Below are 16,599 nucleotides of genomic sequence, written 5' to 3'. Positions count from 1 at the left end.
TTAAAAAATACGTTCCTGGTGCACCCACACCGCGGCTTCAACGCGGGATTTGAGCTTCATTTTCTTCAGCATATGCTTCACGTGCACTTTGACCGTGCTTTCGGTGATGTCCAGGCGGCGGGCGATCATTTTGTTCGGCAGCCCCTGAGCAATGAGTTTGAGAATATCGCGCTCGCGCGGGGTTAACTGGCTGACGTCACGGTCAGAGGTGGCGCGGTTGGCGCGCAGGCTGGCGGCCAGCACCGGCGTTAAGGCTTCGCTGAGAACCATCTCGCCCGCCGCGGCCTGCTGCAGCGCCTTAAGCAAGTCTTCCGGCTCCATATCCTTCAGCAGATAACCATCCGCCCCGCGCTTCAGCGCCGTGACCACATCCTCTTCATGGTTTGACACGCTAAAGACGACGATGCGCCCGGAAAGCGATTTTTCCCGCAGCTTGTCGAGGGTTTCCAGACCGTTCATGCCGGGCATATTCAGATCGAGCAGGATCAGATCGGGATCGAGGGATTCGGCAAGCTCAATGCCCTGTTCACCGTTGCTGGCTTCGCCAACCACGGTGATATCGGGTGCCATGCTGACCAGCTGTTTCACGCCAGTACGCAGCATCGGATGGTCGTCGATCAACAGGATGGATGCCGGTTCCTGATTAGTCATGGGTTTCTCCTTGAGCAGTTGTAAGCGGTTTCTCGGGAATAAAGGTGACGACAACTTCCGTGCCGCCCGTCTCTCTCCGGCGAACCTGGCAATCACCGCGCAGGCTTTGGGCGCGGTCTCGCATAATAATTAAACCATAGTGGTTAGTGCGTTCGGCATTTTCCGGCACGCCGCGGCCGTTGTCGTGAACCGTGAGCTTCACCTGATTGCCGTGCTGGCTAACGGTGACCGTTACCGCCGTCGCGCCGGAATGCTTGAGCACGTTGCTCAGCGCTTCACGGGCAATCTGCAGTAAATGTATGGCCTGGTGGGAGGGGACAAACCGCGGCGGCAGCTGGTAGTCCAGCTTCACCGGGAACCCCAGCCGGGCGCTAAATTCGTGACAGCTCGCTTCCAGCGCCGGGCGCAGGCCCGGCTCGGTCAGCTGCAGACGGAAGGTGGTCAGCAGCTCGCGAAGCTGTATCCAGGAGGTGTTCAGCTCGTTGCGGATCTGGCTGAGCAGCTGCTTATTGCTTTCCGGCATCTCCGCATCCTGCATCTGCAGGCAGCTCACCTGCATTTTCATACAGGAGAGCGACTGGGCGATAGAGTCGTGAAGCTCGCGGGCAATAGTCGCGCGCTCTTCCATGACGATCAGCTGCTGCTGCTTTTCCTGATGCCTGTCGAGTGCCAGCGTGGCCGTGAGCTGTTCGACCAGCGTATCAACCAGCTGCTGCTGGTCGTGGCTCAGGTGACGCCCGGCTGGTAACGTTGCCAGCAGAATACCGTACTGGGTGTGGCTGTCGGTCAGGCGCCACTTCAGGGTGGTGCCGCCGGACGTCAGCGGCGGCAGGCCGCGGGGGCAAAGATGGCAGCCTTTGTCATCGCAGGACATATCCGACTGGCAGGTAAATTCCTGGTGGTTATCTTCGTCTTCAACGTCGTAGACGCGCAGCTCAAGGTCGTGAAGCAGGGTCAGATTTTGCAGGCCGTTCAGTACCGGCGAGAGGCGTTCGCATAGCGGCACCTGCATGTGCAGACGACGGTTGGCCTGCCACAGGAAGGAGAGGATCTCGTTTTTCTGCTCAAGCCCGGCCGTTTTTTCCTGAACGCGCTGCTCCAGCACCGCGTAGCTCTCGGAGAGCTCTGCCGACATGGTGTTGAGCGCCTGGCCGAGCATGGCCATCTCGTTGCGCCCGCTGATGTGCGTGCGCTGGGTAAAATCGCGTGCGGTGACCGCGCGGGCCATTGCCAGCAGCTGTTTCCACGGGTTCAGCAGCCGCGCGCGGAGCCAGACGATGGTGAAAATCAGCAGCAGACCCATAAACAGCGCCATCGCGCGGTGCACCATCACCACCCGGTCGATGCGGAGTTCGGTGGTTTGGTCAAAAGAGGAGACCAGCGCATCAATGCGTGAGACGAACCCCGCCACGTCCTGCGCAACGGTTTCTGTGCTGCGCGCCTGCTTCAGCCCGGGCTCAAGCTGGGCGTGCCAGTAGCCCTGAAGGGCGTTAAGCTGGGACTGCTGACCGGCGCGGATGGCGGCGTTTTCCAGTTCGGGGCTGAAGACCGTGCGCTCCATTTCATCAATCAGGGGCCGATCGTCCTGCGTCAGGGGAACCGATGCCAGCAGGCGATAACTCTGCATGCGTAGCGAGCCTGCCTCGTTGATGGCATGCGCATTACCCTGTACTCCCTGTACCAGCCAGCCGGAGATCGCCATGCCGGTCACGCCGATGGCGGTGGACAGCAAAACGATAAGGGCTAGCTGATTCACGAGCGTCAGCGGAGATAAACATCTTTTTAACATAGAGGTGGCGTGCTCCTGACGTGGCCTGCTTGCAGGAATGGCGCTATTCTGGTGCATACCCTGGAGTATACCCATACCAATAAAGGATTACCCCTAAATTGCCAACGGAGTAGGGGGAAGGAGGTGGGGGTAGCCAGGAACCGTCAGTGCCGTGAAAAACCACGTCTTTTTTACCGAATTAGCCTACTCACTAAGGGTGAGGCCTTATTTTGCGCCGCAAAACCTCCCACTTTTCCTTTGATTTATATCAACTTACCGCCGCCCTAAAACCCTAATGTTTGCAGCATCATTCGAGAATCAGAGGTGTCTATGAGTCACTCATCCGCTCCCGAAAGGGAAAATGGTGCCGTTATTACAGACTGGCGTCCAGAGGATCCGGCGTTCTGGCAACAGCGCGGCCATCGTGTAGCAAGCCGGAATCTATGGATTTCCGTGCCCTGTTTGTTATTAGCGTTTTGCGTATGGATGTTGTTTAGCGCGGTGGCGGTCAACCTGCCGAAAGTTGGGTTTACGTTTACGACCGATCAGCTGTTCATGCTGACCGCGCTGCCGTCGCTGTCAGGCGCGCTGCTGCGTGTACCTTACGCGTTTATGGTGCCGGTATTTGGCGGTCGTCGCTGGACGGCGTTCAGTACGGGCATCATGATCGTCCCCTGCGTCTGGCTCGGCTTCGCGGTGCAGGATACCTCTACGCCGTTTAGCGTATTCGTGATTATCTCCCTGCTGTGCGGTTTTGCGGGCGCGAACTTCGCCTCCAGCATGGCAAACATCAGCTTCTTCTTCCCGAAAGCGAAGCAGGGCGGTGCGCTGGGCATTAACGGCGGTCTGGGGAATATGGGCGTCAGCGTGATGCAGCTCATTGCCCCGCTGGCGATCTCGGTCTCCATTTTTGCGGCCTTTGGCGGCGGTGGCGTTGAGCAGGCGGATGGTTCTTACCTCTATCTGCAAAACGCCGCCTGGATCTGGGTACCTTTCCTGGTGGTCTTCACCCTCGCAGCCTGGTTCTTTATGAATGACCTGTCCGCGTCGAAGGCGTCGCTGAGCGAACAGCTGCCGGTGCTGAAGCGTGGACACCTCTGGGTGATGGCGCTGCTGTATCTGGCCACCTTCGGCTCGTTTATCGGCTTCTCTGCGGGCTTCGCAATGCTGTCGAAAACGCAGTTCCCGGAGATTCAGATCCTGCACTTTGCCTTCTTCGGGCCGTTTATTGGTGCCCTGGCACGTTCGCTGGGCGGCATGGTGTCTGACCGTCTTGGCGGCACCCGCGTGACGCTGGTTAACTTCGTCGTGATGGCAATCTTCTGCGCGCTGCTGTTCCTCACGCTGCCCGTCGACGGACAGGGCGGTAACTTCATCGCCTTCTTCGGCGTGTTTATGGTGCTGTTCCTGACGGCCGGGCTGGGGAGTGCGTCTACCTTCCAGATGATCTCCGTGATCTTCCGTAAGCTGACGATGGATCGCGTGAAGGCGCAGGGAGGGAGCGAAGAGCAGGCGATGCGCGAAGCGGCGACGGATACGGCTGCGGCGCTGGGCTTTATCTCTGCCATCGGCGCGATTGGCGGCTTCTTTATCCCGAAAGCGTTTGGTATCTCTCTGGACCTGACCGGCTCACCGGCCGGCGCTATGAAAGTCTTCCTCGTCTTCTATATCGCCTGCGTTGTGATTACGTGGCTGGTATATGGCCGTAATACCAAGAAAAATAAGTAAGTGTGATTATCCGTTTACGCGGCCTTCGGGCCGCGTTTTTTTAGCCTGAATAATAGTTACAACATACTTACGGCTTTTACGGCAGACACCTGCGGTGACACTGCGATCGCCATCGCTTTGCAGGTGGGTCTACCCCTTAATACCTGAGATGTTAAATTTTGACTGGCTTTTTGTACGATAAAATAAAAATAACTTTATATTTCATATTGATAAGATTTTTTGGAAGATACCGCTTTGGTGGTATTCGGTATAACCCCTCGCCTGAAAGTCCCTCCTCGTCTTGATCGTTATCAATTCTCCCCCTCTTTCAGGGCGTTACCTTCGCTGCAAATCAGCAATGTCGATTTAGAGAGCCACAGGCTCCACACAGGAGATACCCGATGAGCAAATTTTTGGACCGGTTTCGCTACTTCAAACAGAAGGGTGAAACTTTTGCCGATGGGCACGGCCAGGTTCTGGATACCAACCGGGACTGGGAAGACGGTTACCGTCAGCGCTGGCAGCATGACAAAGTCGTCCGTTCGACCCACGGCGTGAACTGTACTGGCTCATGTAGCTGGAAGATTTTCGTAAAAAACGGTCTGGTGACCTGGGAAATGCAGCAGACCGACTATCCGCGCACCCGCCCGGATATGCCAAACCACGAACCGCGCGGCTGCCCGCGTGGCGCCAGTTACTCCTGGTATCTCTACAGCGCTAACCGTCTGAAATACCCTCTGATGCGCAAGCGCCTGATGAAGATGTGGCGTGAAGCGAAAGTGCAGCACAGCGATCCGGTGGATGCCTGGGCATCCATCATCGAAGACGCGGACAAAGCAAAAAGCTTCAAGCAGGCTCGCGGTCGCGGTGGTTTCGTTCGCTCCTCATGGAAAGAAGTGAACGAGTTGATTGCCGCCTCCAACGTCTACACCGTCAAAACCTACGGTCCTGACCGCGTGGCGGGCTTCTCGCCAATCCCGGCGATGTCGATGGTCTCTTACGCCTCCGGGGCGCGCTATCTGTCGCTTATCGGCGGGACCTGCCTGAGCTTCTACGACTGGTACTGCGACCTGCCGCCTGCGTCTCCGCAGACCTGGGGCGAGCAGACCGACGTGCCGGAATCCGCGGACTGGTATAACTCCAGCTACATCATCGCCTGGGGCTCTAACGTTCCTCAGACGCGTACGCCGGACGCGCACTTCTTTACTGAAGTCCGTTACAAAGGCACCAAAACCGTGGCGGTGACCCCTGACTACGCGGAAATCGCCAAGCTTTGCGATCTGTGGCTGGCGCCGAAACAGGGTACCGATGCCGCGATGGCGATGGCAATGGGCCACGTCATGCTGCGTGAATTCCATCTTGATAAGCCAAGCCAGTACTTCACCGACTACGTTCGTCGCTACACCGACATGCCGATGCTGGTCATGCTGGAAGAGCGTGAGGGCTACTATGCCGCTGGCCGTACGCTGCGCGCCGCCGATCTGGTGGATTCGCTGGGTCAGGAAAATAACCCTGAGTGGAAAACCGTTGCGTATAACAGCAACGGCGAGCTGGTGGCGCCAAACGGCTCTATCGGCTTCCGCTGGGGCGAGAAAGGCAAGTGGAACCTTGAGCAACGCAACGGCACCACCGGCGAAGAGACGGAGCTGCGCCTGAGCATGCTGGGCAGCCAGGACGAGATCGCTGAAGTCGGATTCCCGTACTTCGGCGGTGAAGGTTCAGAGCACTTCAACAAGGTTGAGCTGCAGAACGTTCTGATGCATAAGCTGCCGGTTAAACGCCTGCAGCTGGCCGACGGCTCAACCGCACTGGTCACCACCGTTTATGACCTGACCATGGCGAACTACGGTCTGGAACGCGGTCTGGGCGATGAAAACTGTGCAACCGGCTATGACGACGTGAAAGCCTACACCCCTGCCTGGGCGGAACAGATCACCGGCGTGCCTCGCGCGCACATTACCCGTATCGCACGTGAGTTCGCCGAAAACGCGGACAAAACGCACGGCCGTTCGATGATCATCGTCGGTGCAGGTCTGAACCACTGGTATCACCTCGATATGAACTATCGCGGACTGATCAACATGCTGATCTTCTGCGGCTGCGTCGGTCAGAGCGGCGGCGGCTGGGCGCACTACGTGGGCCAGGAAAAACTGCGTCCGCAGACCGGCTGGCAGCCGCTGGCGTTTGCCCTCGACTGGCAGCGTCCGGCACGTCACATGAACAGTACCTCCTACTTCTATAACCACTCCAGCCAGTGGCGCTACGAAACGGTCACCGCGCAGGAGCTGCTGTCGCCGATGGCGGATAAATCCCGCTACAGCGGCCACCTGATTGACTTCAACGTGCGTGCTGAACGCATGGGCTGGCTGCCGTCTGCGCCGCAGCTGGGCACTAACCCGCTGCGCATTGCGGAAGCGGCGAAGAAGGCGGGCATGTCGCCGGTTGATTACACCGTGAAATCCCTCAAGGATGGCTCAATCCGCTTCGCGGCAGAACAGCCGGAGAACGGTAAAAACCACCCGCGTAACCTGTTCATCTGGCGCTCCAACCTGCTGGGCTCGTCCGGTAAAGGCCACGAGTACATGCTGAAATACCTGCTCGGTACCGAAAACGGTATCCAGGGGAAAGATCTCGGCAAGCAGGGCGGCGTCAAGCCGGAAGAGGTGGAGTGGAAAGATAACGGTCTTGACGGCAAGCTGGATCTGGTTGTGACGCTCGACTTCCGTCTGTCCAGCACCTGCCTGTACTCCGACATCGTGCTGCCAACCGCGACCTGGTACGAAAAAGACGACATGAATACCTCGGATATGCATCCGTTTATTCATCCACTGTCTGCGGCCGTTGACCCGGCGTGGGAATCGAAAAGCGACTGGGATATCTACAAAGACATCGCGAAGAAATTCTCCGAAGTTTGCGTAGGTCACCTGGGTAAAGAGACCGACGTGGTGACGCTGCCAATCCAGCACGACTCCGCCGCCGAGCTGGCGCAGCCGCTGGACGTGAAGGACTGGAAAAAAGGCGAATGCGACCTGATCCCGGGCGTGACCGCGCCGCACATTATTCCGGTTGAACGTGACTACCCGGCAACCTACGAGCGCTTTACCTCTATCGGCCCGCTGATGGAGAAAATCGGTAACGGCGGGAAAGGGATCGCCTGGAATACCCAGAGCGAAATGGATCTGCTGCGCAAGCTCAACTACACCAAAGCGGACGGTCCGGCGAAAGGCCAGCCAATGCTGAACACGGCGATTGATGCGGCAGAGATGATCCTGACCCTGGCCCCGGAAACCAACGGCCACGTTGCCGTGAAGGCCTGGGCAGCGCTGAGCGAGTTCACCGGCCGTGACCATACGCACCTGGCGACGAATAAAGAGGAAGAGAAAATCCGCTTCCGCGATATTCAGGCGCAGCCGCGCAAGATTATCTCCAGCCCGACCTGGTCAGGCCTGGAAGATGAGCACGTGTCTTATAACGCGGGCTACACCAACGTTCACGAGCTGATCCCATGGCGCACCCTGTCAGGCCGCCAGTCGCTGTATCAGGATCACCAGTGGATGCGCGACTTCGGTGAAAGCCTGCTGGTCTACCGTCCACCAATCGACACCCGCTCCGTGAAAGCCGTGATGGGGGCGAAATCGAACGGTAACCCTGAGAAGGCGCTGAACTTCCTGACGCCGCACCAGAAGTGGGGTATTCACTCCACCTACAGCGACAACCTGCTGATGCTGACCCTGTCGCGCGGCGGTCCGATTGTCTGGATGAGCGAAGCGGACGCCAAAGATCTGGGTATTGAAGATAACGACTGGATCGAAGTGTTCAACAGCAACGGTGCCCTGACGGCGCGTGCGGTGGTGAGCCAGCGCGTACCGGCCGGGATGACCATGATGTACCACGCGCAGGAACGTATCGTTAACCTGCCGGGGTCAGAAATTACCGAGCAGCGCGGCGGGATCCACAACTCCGTGACCCGCATTACGCCGAAGCCGACCCACATGATCGGCGGCTATGCGCAGCTGGCCTACGGCTTTAACTACTACGGCACCGTAGGATCGAACCGCGATGAGTTCGTGGTGGTACGTAAGATGAAGAACATTAACTGGTTAGACGGCGAAGGTAATGACCAGGTACAGGAGAGCGTAAAATGAAAATTCGTTCACAAGTCGGCATGGTGCTGAATCTGGATAAATGCATCGGCTGTCATACCTGCTCGGTCACCTGTAAAAACGTCTGGACCAGCCGTGAAGGTATGGAGTACGCCTGGTTCAACAACGTGGAAAGCAAGCCGGGCACCGGCTTCCCGACCGACTGGGAAAACCAGGAGAAGTGGAAGGGCGGCTGGATCCGTAAAATCAACGGCAAGCTGCAGCCGCGCATGGGTAACCGCGCGATGCTGCTGGGTAAAATCTTCGCTAACCCGCACCTGCCGGGCATCGACGATTACTACGAGCCGTTTGACTACGACTACCAGAACCTGCACAACGCGCCGGAAAGCAAACACCAGCCGATCGCCCGTCCTCGCTCGCTGATCACCGGTCAGCGCATGGACAAAATAACCAGCGGTCCAAACTGGGAAGAGATTCTGGGCGGCGAGTTCGAGAAACGCGCCAAAGACCAGAACTTCGAGAACATGCAGAAGGCGATGTACGGCCAGTTCGAAAATACCTTCATGATGTATCTGCCGCGCCTGTGCGAGCACTGCCTCAACCCGGCGTGCGTGGCGACCTGCCCAAGCGGCGCCATCTACAAGCGTGAAGAAGACGGCATCGTGCTGATCGACCAGGACAAGTGCCGCGGCTGGCGTATGTGTATCACCGGCTGCCCGTACAAAAAAATCTACTTCAACTGGAAGAGCGGCAAGTCTGAGAAGTGCATCTTCTGCTACCCGCGTATCGAAGCCGGGATGCCAACCGTCTGCTCCGAAAGCTGCGTAGGCCGTATTCGCTACCTCGGCGTGCTGCTGTATGACGCGGACGCGATTGAAAATGCCGCGAGCACCGAGCACGAGAAAGATCTGTATCAGCGTCAGCTGGACGTCTTCCTCGATCCAAACGATCCGAAGGTGATTGAGCAGGCGCTGAAAGACGGCGTGCCGCAGAGCGTCATCGACGCGGCGCAGCAGTCTCCGGTGTACAAAATGGCGATGGACTGGAAGCTGGCGCTGCCGCTGCACCCGGAATACCGTACCCTGCCGATGGTCTGGTACGTGCCGCCGCTGTCGCCGATTCAGTCTGCCGCTGACGCGGGCGAACTGGGCAGCAACGGTATCCTGCCGGACGTGGAAAGCCTGCGTATCCCGGTTCAGTATCTGGCTAACCTGCTGACCGCAGGGGACACCCAGCCGGTCCTGCTCGCGCTGAAGCGTATGCTGGCGATGCGTCACTTCAAACGTGCGGAAACCGTAGACGGGGTTACCGATACCCGCGCGCTGGAAGAGGTCGGTCTGACCGAAGCGCAGGCGCAGGAAATGTACCGCTATCTGGCGATTGCCAACTACGAAGACCGTTTCGTGGTGCCGAGCAGCCACCGTGAACTGGCCCGCGAAGCCTTCCCGGAAAAAAATGGCTGTGGCTTTACCTTTGGCGACGGTTGCCACGGGTCAGACAGCAAATTCAATCTGTTCAACAGCCGCCGCATCGATGCTATGGATGTGACCAGCAAAACGGAGCCGCACCAATGATTGAACTCGTCATTGTTTCGCGTCTGCTCGAGTACCCGGATGCTGCGCTTGCGCAGCATCAGCAGGAACTCTTTGATGCACTCGCGTCATCTGAAAACCTGGATAAAGACGATGCCCAGAAGCTGGGCGTCTTCCTCCGCGATCTGCTCGCGCGCGACCTTCTGGATGCCCAGTCGGACTACAGCCAGCTGTTTGACCGTGGTCGTGCGACCTCGCTGCTGCTGTTTGAACACGTTCACGGAGAATCCCGCGATCGCGGTCAGGCGATGGTGGACCTGATGGCCCAGTACGAGCAGCACGGCCTGCAGCTCGACAGCCGCGAGCTGCCGGATCATCTGCCGCTGTATCTGGAGTACCTGGCGCAGCTGCCGAAAGAAGAGGCGCTGGGCGGTCTGCAGGACATCGCGCCGATCCTGGCGCTGCTCGGCGCGCGTCTTCAGCAGCGGGAGAGCCGCTATGCGGTGCTGTTCGATCTGCTGGTGAAGCTGGCCAACGCCGCGGTCGACAGTGAAAAAGTGGCGGAGAAAATTGCGGATGAAGCCCGCGATGATACGCCACAAGCGCTGGACGCGGTCTGGGAAGAAGAGCAGGTGAAATTCTTTGCTGACCAGAACTGCGGCGAGTCTGAAATCTCCGCTCACCAGCGTCGTTTTGCCGGCGCGATTGCCCCGCAATATTTGAATATCTCTAACGGAGGACGGCACTAATGCACTTCCTGAATATGTTCTTCTTTGACATTTACCCGTATATCGCGGGCACCGTGTTCCTGGTGGGAAGCTGGCTGCGTTACGACTACGGCCAGTACACCTGGCGTGCCGCCTCCAGCCAGATGCTGGATCGTAAAGGGATGCATGTGGGCTCTAATCTGTTCCACATCGGTATTCTGGGGATTTTTGCCGGTCACTTCCTGGGGATGCTGACGCCGCACTGGATGTATGAAGCGTGGCTACCGATTGAGGTGAAGCAGAAGATGGCGATGATCGCCGGCGGTGCCTGCGGCGTGATGACTCTGGTCGGTGGCCTGCTGCTGCTGAAGCGTCGTCTCTTCAGCCCGCGCGTGCGAGCGACCACTACTGCAGCGGACATCCTGATCCTCTCCCTGCTGATGGTGCAGTGCGCGCTCGGCCTGCTGACCATTCCGTTCTCGGCGCAGCATATGGACGGGAGCGAAATGATGAAGCTGGTCGGCTGGGCGCAGTCCGTGGTGACCTTCCACGGCGGAGCCTCCGCGCACCTGGACGGCGTGGCGTTTATCTTCCGCGTTCACCTGGTGCTGGGGATGACGCTGTTTGTGCTGTTCCCGTTCTCTCGTCTGGTGCATATCTGGAGCGCGCCGGTAGAGTACCTGACGCGCAAATACCAGATTGTACGCGCCCGTCGCTAATTCACCGTTTTGACACTCACCCCGCACTCGCGGGGTTTTTTTTCGCCCCAGCCCAGGTTGTTGCCCGCTGCAGCAAACAGGATCAGCGCGCCGCCCGCGAGCTGCGTCAGGTTCAGCGAGTGTCCGAACACCAGATTATCGACAACGATCGCCACCACCGGATAGATAAACGACAGGGAGCCGGTTATAGGCGTAGGCAGCTTCTGAATTGCGCTGTAGAGCAGCTGGTACATAATGCCGGTATGGACGATGCCCAGCGTCAGCAGGATCGGCCAGGGAAAATCACCGGAAAATGACGGCATGCTGGCAAACGGTAAAAGCATCACGACGCCCGTCAGCACCTGGATAAAGGCAATATGCTGCGGCGCAACGGATCTGAGTTTGCGGGCAATAATGGCCGTGACCGCATAGAAGAAAGCCGCAGCCATCGCCAGGCCGATTCCGGCGAGCCATTCACTGCCATGCGCGCCGGTCAGCTCGCTGGAGAGCAATATCACCACGCCGCCAAAGGCGAGGATCAGCCAGCCCCATTTCACGAGGCTGACACGTTCACCTAAAAACATTCCCATCAGGACCAGCATAAACGGCTGGGTGTTATAGACCACGGTCGAAAGACCAATGGAGATCCGCTCATAGGCTGCGAAGAGCAGCAGCCAGTTCACCACTAATGCCACGCCGCCGAGAATGGCCAGCAGCAGCGTGGTGCGGGTGAGGGGACTAAAGGGCTTTTGACTTACCCGGATAAAAATAAAAAGCGCTATTGCCCCGATAAGACAGCGCCAGAACACCACTTCCGTTACCGGCAGACCGCTGAGTAAAACAAACGCGCCGATAGAGCCGGAAATTAACATCGCCAGGCTCATTTGCCAGACGCCTTTATGTAAATCACGCATCATCCACCTCCAGATTAGTGACGTTATTGTCGAAAATAGCTGTCGGGTTTTACAGAGGTGAGATAAGGTTGAATACGTTAATGGCTTTTTAAAATTAGGTAAAAGCGATGGAATACCTTCTCGATGATATCGACCGACAAATTTTAGCCTGCCTGGTCGAGGATGCGCGCATGTCTTTGAAGGTGCTCAGCGGGCGCATCGGTCTGACTTCCCCCAGCACGGCAGAACGCCTGAAAAGGCTGGAAGAGCGCGGTGTGATTCAGGGGTATGGCGCACGGGTGAATCTGGCGGCGCTGGGGTATACGCTGCAGGCGCTGGTGCGCGTGCGGCCTTTGCCGGGGCTGTTGCATAAGGTGGATAAGTATATTCAGGCGATGCCGGAGTGTATTGAGAGCGACAAAGTCACCGGGGAAGATTGCTTTGTGATTAGGCTGGTGGTGCGATCGATAGAGCAACTGGATACGTTGCTGGACGGTCTGGCAGAGCATGCCCAGTGTAATACGTCGATTGTGAAAAGCTCGCCGGTGAAGCGCCGTTTGCCGCCGATGTAGGTTTTTGTCGCCGGGTGGCGGCTGCGCCTTACCCGGCCTGCAACGACGGATTCGGTTCAGTTTTATAATGATTTTTTTGGATTATTCGGGAAGTGATGGTGGTGGGGGAAGGATTCGAACCTTCGAAGTCGATGACGGCAGATTTACAGTCTGCTCCCTTTGGCCGCTCGGGAACCCCACCAGGGGTAATTCAAATTTTGATGTCGTGCTGAGAGATGGTGGTGGGGGAAGGATTCGAACCTTCGAAGTCGATGACGGCAGATTTACAGTCTGCTCCCTTTGGCCGCTCGGGAACCCCACCACGGGGTAATGCTTTTAACTGGCCTGCTTCCTGCTGGAAGCGGGGCGCATCATATCAAATGAGACGCCCCTGTAAAGCATTCCTTTAGGGAAATGAAGCTGTTTGCCTGCTTTTTATCCGTAAAGGCGCAAAGCTAATCAATTCATTTTCCGAAAGATTAAAGAATGATGGTTCTGTTGCCGTACACGAAGACCCGCTGCGCAAGCACCTGATACAGCGCACGACTCAATACGTTCTTCTCTACGTCACGCCCCGCACGCATCATGTCCTCGGCAGTGTAGGTGTGATCCACGTGAATCACGTCCTGCATGATGATTGGACCTTCGTCCAGGTTGTCATTCACGTAGTGCGCGGTCGCACCGATGATCTTCACGCCACGTTCGTACGCCTGGTGGTAGGGACGCGCGCCAATAAAGGCCGGCAGGAACGAGTGGTGAATGTTGATGATCTTGTTCGGGAAACGCGACACGAAGGATGGCGTTAACACGCGCATGTATTTCGCCAGCACCACGTAGTCCGGGCTATGCGCTTCAATGGCCTGTGCCATCAGATCGTCGTGTTCTTCGCGGGTATGGCCTTCGTGGCTCACCAGCTCGAACGGAATATCAAAACGCTCGACCAGCGTGCGCAGCGTCTCATGGTTGCCAATAACGGCAGCAATTTCAACGTCCAGACCGCCGTAGTTTGCTTTCATCAGCAGGTCGCCAAGGCAGTGTGCTTCTTTGGTCACCAGGATCACGATGCGGCGTCGACCTGCTGGGGTCAGTTCGCGCACGGAACCTTCAGGAAGCGCGCTGTCCAGATCGGCAAGCAGGGTGGTGTCGTTGAAAATACCTTCCAGCTCGGTACGCATAAAGAAGCGGCCGGTACGGTGGTCAACGAACTCGTTGTTCTGCACGATATTCAGTTCATGTTTGTAGCAAATGTTGGTAATTCGTGCGATCAGTCCTTTTTGATCGGGACAGATGGTGCGCAGAACTTTACGTTGTAATGATTGCATCGCCGGGAAATCCTGTTTGTATTTGCGAAGTCTGGGCTGTCAGGCATTACTGCCCGCAACACTTTTTAAATTTTTTACCTGAACCACATGGGCAGGGATCGTTACGACCAAACTGTGGGCGCGTTCCGTCAATATAATACCACTGCCCGCTTTCCTTTAAGAACCGGGAACGCTCGATAATGGCACCAGGTTTATTACTCTCGGTAAAACGGGCAACAAAGCTGACGTAACCTTCATCAGCATGACTGCCTGTTGCGGATTCATAGACGGTAAGGCCGAGCCACTGCGTGTTCGCGAACCCGGTTTCGATGTCCTGTCTGAATTCGTCAGCGTGGCAGGAGGGATGCCAGGTTTTGAGCAGGTAGTCTGCGTCTTTGATCACAAAAGCAGTGTACCGTGAACGCATGAGGTGTGACGGGTCTGGTGCAACCTGATCGCCAGACAGATATCGCTGGCAACATAGGCTATACTCCAGAGCGCTACCACAGGGGCAGAGTTGAGACACGATTCTCTTCCTGGAACAAAAAATAAAGGCGTTAAACGCTTCGGGTAGCACTATGTTAACTGAGCTATTGCGTTGACGCTATGTCAGGAATCCAGGGGAAGTAAAACAGGACTAATGAGAAAGGTTAAAATTGGACTGGCGCTGGGCTCAGGTGCAGCCCGGGGATGGTCACACATCGGCGTTATTAATGCCTTAAACAAGATGGGCATTGGCGTTGATATTGTCGCAGGGTGTTCAATAGGATCGCTTGTCGGCTCCGCTTACGCGTGCGGGAAGCTTCCGGAACTCGAGACGTGGGTGCGCTCCTTCAGCTACTGGGACGTGCTGCGTCTGATGGACCTCTCGTGGCAGCGTGGTGGGCTGTTGCGCGGCGAACGCGTATTCAACCAGTTCCGCCAGGTTATGCCTCTCGAAGACTTCACTGATTGTCAGATGCCCTTCGGTGCCGTCGCGACCAACCTCAGCACGGGTCGCGAACTCTGGCTGACCGAAGGGGATATTCACCTTGCCGTGCGTGCCTCCTGCAGTATGCCGGGGCTTATGGCGCCTGTGCCACACAACGGCTACTGGCTTGTCGACGGTGGCGTCGTGAACCCGGTCCCCATCTCTTTGACCCGTGCAATGGGGGCAGACATCGTGATTGCCGTCGATCTGCAGCACGACGCTCACCTGATGCAACAGGACCTCATGCCGGTCAATCTCCAGAGCGAAGATGCCGAAGGCGAGAAACTGGCCTGGCATGAGCGCCTGCGCGGAAGAATCGGGCGTATGGCCGCACGTCGCTCGGTTACCGCACCGACGGCAATAGAAATCATGACCACGTCAATCCAGGTACTGGAGAATCGCCTTAAGCGCAATCGTATGGCAGGCGACCCGCCAGATATTCTTATTCAACCCTACTGTCCGCAAATATCTACCCTTGATTTCCATCGGGCTGAGGCCGCCATCGCAGCGGGCTCGTTAGCCGTCGAAAAGAAAATGGACGAGTTGTTGCCTTTTGTGCAAGCAGCACGTTAAGCACCTTTTTTTGATTACTTCAGCAAAATCTGACAGGCGATAGTGCCGATAGCATGCCACTATTTAGTTACTGTCAGCCAGGGGAGGAACCATGACGCAGCCATTGGCCGGAAAACACATTTTGATTGTTGAAGACGAGCCCGTTTTCCGATCGCTACTGGAATCGTGGTTATCGTCGCTGGGAGCAATCACTTCTCTGGCTGAAGATGGTATCGACGCCCTGGAAAAAATGATCAGCATTACGCCCGATTTGATGATTTGTGACATTGCGATGCCGCGCATGAACGGGCTGAAGCTGGTTGAACATCTGCGCAACGAAGGCAACCAGACGCCGATTCTGGTGATCTCTGCCACAGAGAATATGGCGGATATCGCCAAAGCATTACGTCTTGGCGTACAGGATATTCTGCTTAAACCGGTCAAGGATCTGAACCGGCTTCGTGAAACGGTCTTAGCGTGCCTTTATCCCAATATGTTTAATTCCCGGGTAGAGGAAGAGGAGCGTCTTTTCCAGGACTGGGATGCCCTGGTGAGTAATCCACCTGCCGCAGCGAAACTGTTGCAAGAACTCCAGCCGCCCGTACAGCAAACTATTTCACACTGTCGCGTAAATTATCGCCAGCTGGTGGCGGCTGACCAGCCAGGACTGGTGCTGGATATCGCGCCTCTGTCTGATTCCGACCTTGCGTTTTATTCTCTGGATGTCACCCGGGCGGGGGATAATGGTGTATTAGCCGCGTTACTTCTTCGCGCGCTATTTAATGGTTTGCTGCAGGAACAGTTATCGCATCAGGGACAACGGCTGCCGGAGTTAGGCAGTTTACTCAAACAGGTAAACCAGCTTTTTCGCCAGGCCAATTTGCCCGGACAGTTCCCGCTGCTGGTCGGCTATTACCACAGCGGTTTAAAGAATCTGATCCTCGTTTCAGCAGGTCTCAACGCTTCACTGAATACCGGTGAACATCATATTCAGGTAAGTAACGGTGTGCCGCTTGGGACATTGGGAACGGCGTATCTTAATCAAATTAGCCACCGTTGTTCCTCCTGGCAGTGCCAAATTTGGGGCGCCGGGGGACGGCTACGCTTAATGTTGTCCACGGAATAAGCAATTGGATCTTAATTTTAAGATTGCTTTACCTGTGTTT

13 protein-coding genes and 2 tRNA genes are annotated in these 16,599 nt (G+C 56.8%); 8 read left to right on the top strand and 7 right to left on the bottom strand.

What is annotated here, in order from left to right; genetic code table 11:
- Together narL and narX are read right to left on the bottom strand one after the other, a co-directional pair.
- On the bottom strand, positions 1 to 651 hold the full coding sequence (gene narL / locus AC2TE5_RS13045; protein ID WP_008499531.1) for a two-component system response regulator NarL: 651 nt from the start codon (positions 649 to 651) through the stop codon (positions 1 to 3).
- On the bottom strand, positions 644 to 2,440 hold the full coding sequence (narX, locus tag AC2TE5_RS13040) for a nitrate/nitrite two-component system sensor histidine kinase NarX (RefSeq protein WP_213327797.1): 1,797 nt from the start codon (positions 2,438 to 2,440) through the stop codon (positions 644 to 646). Before narX ends, narL begins: the two co-directional genes overlap by 8 nt.
- A 309-nt stretch (positions 2,441 to 2,749) precedes the next feature.
- Here narX and AC2TE5_RS13035 point away from each other — a divergent pair, with 309 nt between their 5' ends.
- The 5 genes from AC2TE5_RS13035 (at position 2,750) to narI (ending at position 11,187) form a co-directional block, all read left to right on the top strand.
- Positions 2,750 to 4,147, top strand: a complete 1,398-nt coding sequence (locus AC2TE5_RS13035) for a NarK family nitrate/nitrite MFS transporter (RefSeq protein ID WP_484611773.1) — start codon at positions 2,750 to 2,752, stop codon at positions 4,145 to 4,147.
- Positions 4,148 to 4,527: 380 nt separating this feature from the next.
- Positions 4,528 to 8,271 carry a nitrate reductase subunit alpha gene (locus tag AC2TE5_RS13030; protein ID WP_484611772.1) on the top strand — a complete coding sequence of 1,248 codons (3,744 nt, stop codon included), beginning with the start codon at positions 4,528 to 4,530 and terminating at the stop codon, positions 8,269 to 8,271.
- On the top strand, positions 8,268 to 9,803 hold the full coding sequence (narH, locus tag AC2TE5_RS13025; protein ID WP_023312109.1) for a nitrate reductase subunit beta: 1,536 nt from the start codon (positions 8,268 to 8,270) through the stop codon (positions 9,801 to 9,803). Before AC2TE5_RS13030 ends, narH begins: the two co-directional genes overlap by 4 nt.
- A complete protein-coding gene (gene narJ / locus AC2TE5_RS13020; RefSeq protein WP_484611771.1) occupies positions 9,800 to 10,510 on the top strand; it encodes a nitrate reductase molybdenum cofactor assembly chaperone in 711 nt (236 codons plus the stop codon). Before narH ends, narJ begins: the two co-directional genes overlap by 4 nt.
- A complete protein-coding gene (narI, locus tag AC2TE5_RS13015; RefSeq protein WP_023312107.1) occupies positions 10,510 to 11,187 on the top strand; it encodes a respiratory nitrate reductase subunit gamma in 678 nt (225 codons plus the stop codon). The genes narJ and narI overlap by 1 nt, the downstream gene beginning before the upstream one ends.
- Here narI and AC2TE5_RS13010 read toward each other — a convergent pair.
- Entirely contained in the window at positions 11,184 to 12,080 is an 897-nt protein-coding gene (locus tag AC2TE5_RS13010) for a DMT family transporter (RefSeq protein ID WP_311392601.1), read from the bottom strand. The genes narI and AC2TE5_RS13010 overlap by 4 nt on opposite strands.
- Positions 12,081 to 12,187: 107 nt before the next feature.
- On the opposite strand from AC2TE5_RS13010, the gene AC2TE5_RS13005 reads away from it, so the two are divergent.
- Positions 12,188 to 12,631, top strand: a complete 444-nt coding sequence (locus AC2TE5_RS13005) for an Lrp/AsnC family transcriptional regulator (RefSeq protein WP_063439151.1) — start codon at positions 12,188 to 12,190, stop codon at positions 12,629 to 12,631.
- 96 nt (positions 12,632 to 12,727) lie between these two features.
- On the opposite strand, the gene AC2TE5_RS13000 is transcribed toward AC2TE5_RS13005, so the two are convergent.
- From AC2TE5_RS13000 to AC2TE5_RS12985, 4 genes are all read right to left on the bottom strand, one after another.
- A tRNA-Tyr gene (locus tag AC2TE5_RS13000) sits at positions 12,728 to 12,812 on the bottom strand.
- 35 nt (positions 12,813 to 12,847) lie between these two features.
- Positions 12,848 to 12,932, bottom strand: a tRNA-Tyr gene (locus AC2TE5_RS12995).
- A gap of 157 nt (positions 12,933 to 13,089) precedes the next feature.
- A complete protein-coding gene (purU, locus tag AC2TE5_RS12990) occupies positions 13,090 to 13,932 on the bottom strand; it encodes a formyltetrahydrofolate deformylase (RefSeq protein ID WP_193940688.1) in 843 nt (280 codons plus the stop codon).
- A gap of 46 nt (positions 13,933 to 13,978) precedes the next feature.
- A complete protein-coding gene (locus tag AC2TE5_RS12985) occupies positions 13,979 to 14,437 on the bottom strand; it encodes a YchJ family protein (protein ID WP_484611770.1) in 459 nt (152 codons plus the stop codon).
- A gap of 114 nt (positions 14,438 to 14,551) precedes the next feature.
- On the opposite strand from AC2TE5_RS12985, the gene rssA reads away from it, so the two are divergent.
- The gene (rssA, locus tag AC2TE5_RS12980; protein ID WP_484611769.1) at positions 14,552 to 15,454 is read left to right on the top strand and encodes a patatin-like phospholipase RssA; all 903 of its coding nucleotides are present in this window, start codon (positions 14,552 to 14,554) and stop codon (positions 15,452 to 15,454) included.
- Between the two features lie 91 nt (positions 15,455 to 15,545).
- A complete protein-coding gene (gene rssB / locus AC2TE5_RS12975) occupies positions 15,546 to 16,559 on the top strand; it encodes a two-component system response regulator RssB (RefSeq protein WP_121424027.1) in 1,014 nt (337 codons plus the stop codon).
- Positions 16,560 to 16,599: the final 40 nt, after the last annotated feature.

This window comes from Enterobacter sp. N5-15 (genome assembly GCF_057221635.1).
This window is presented reverse-complemented; position numbering and strand designations above follow the sequence as displayed.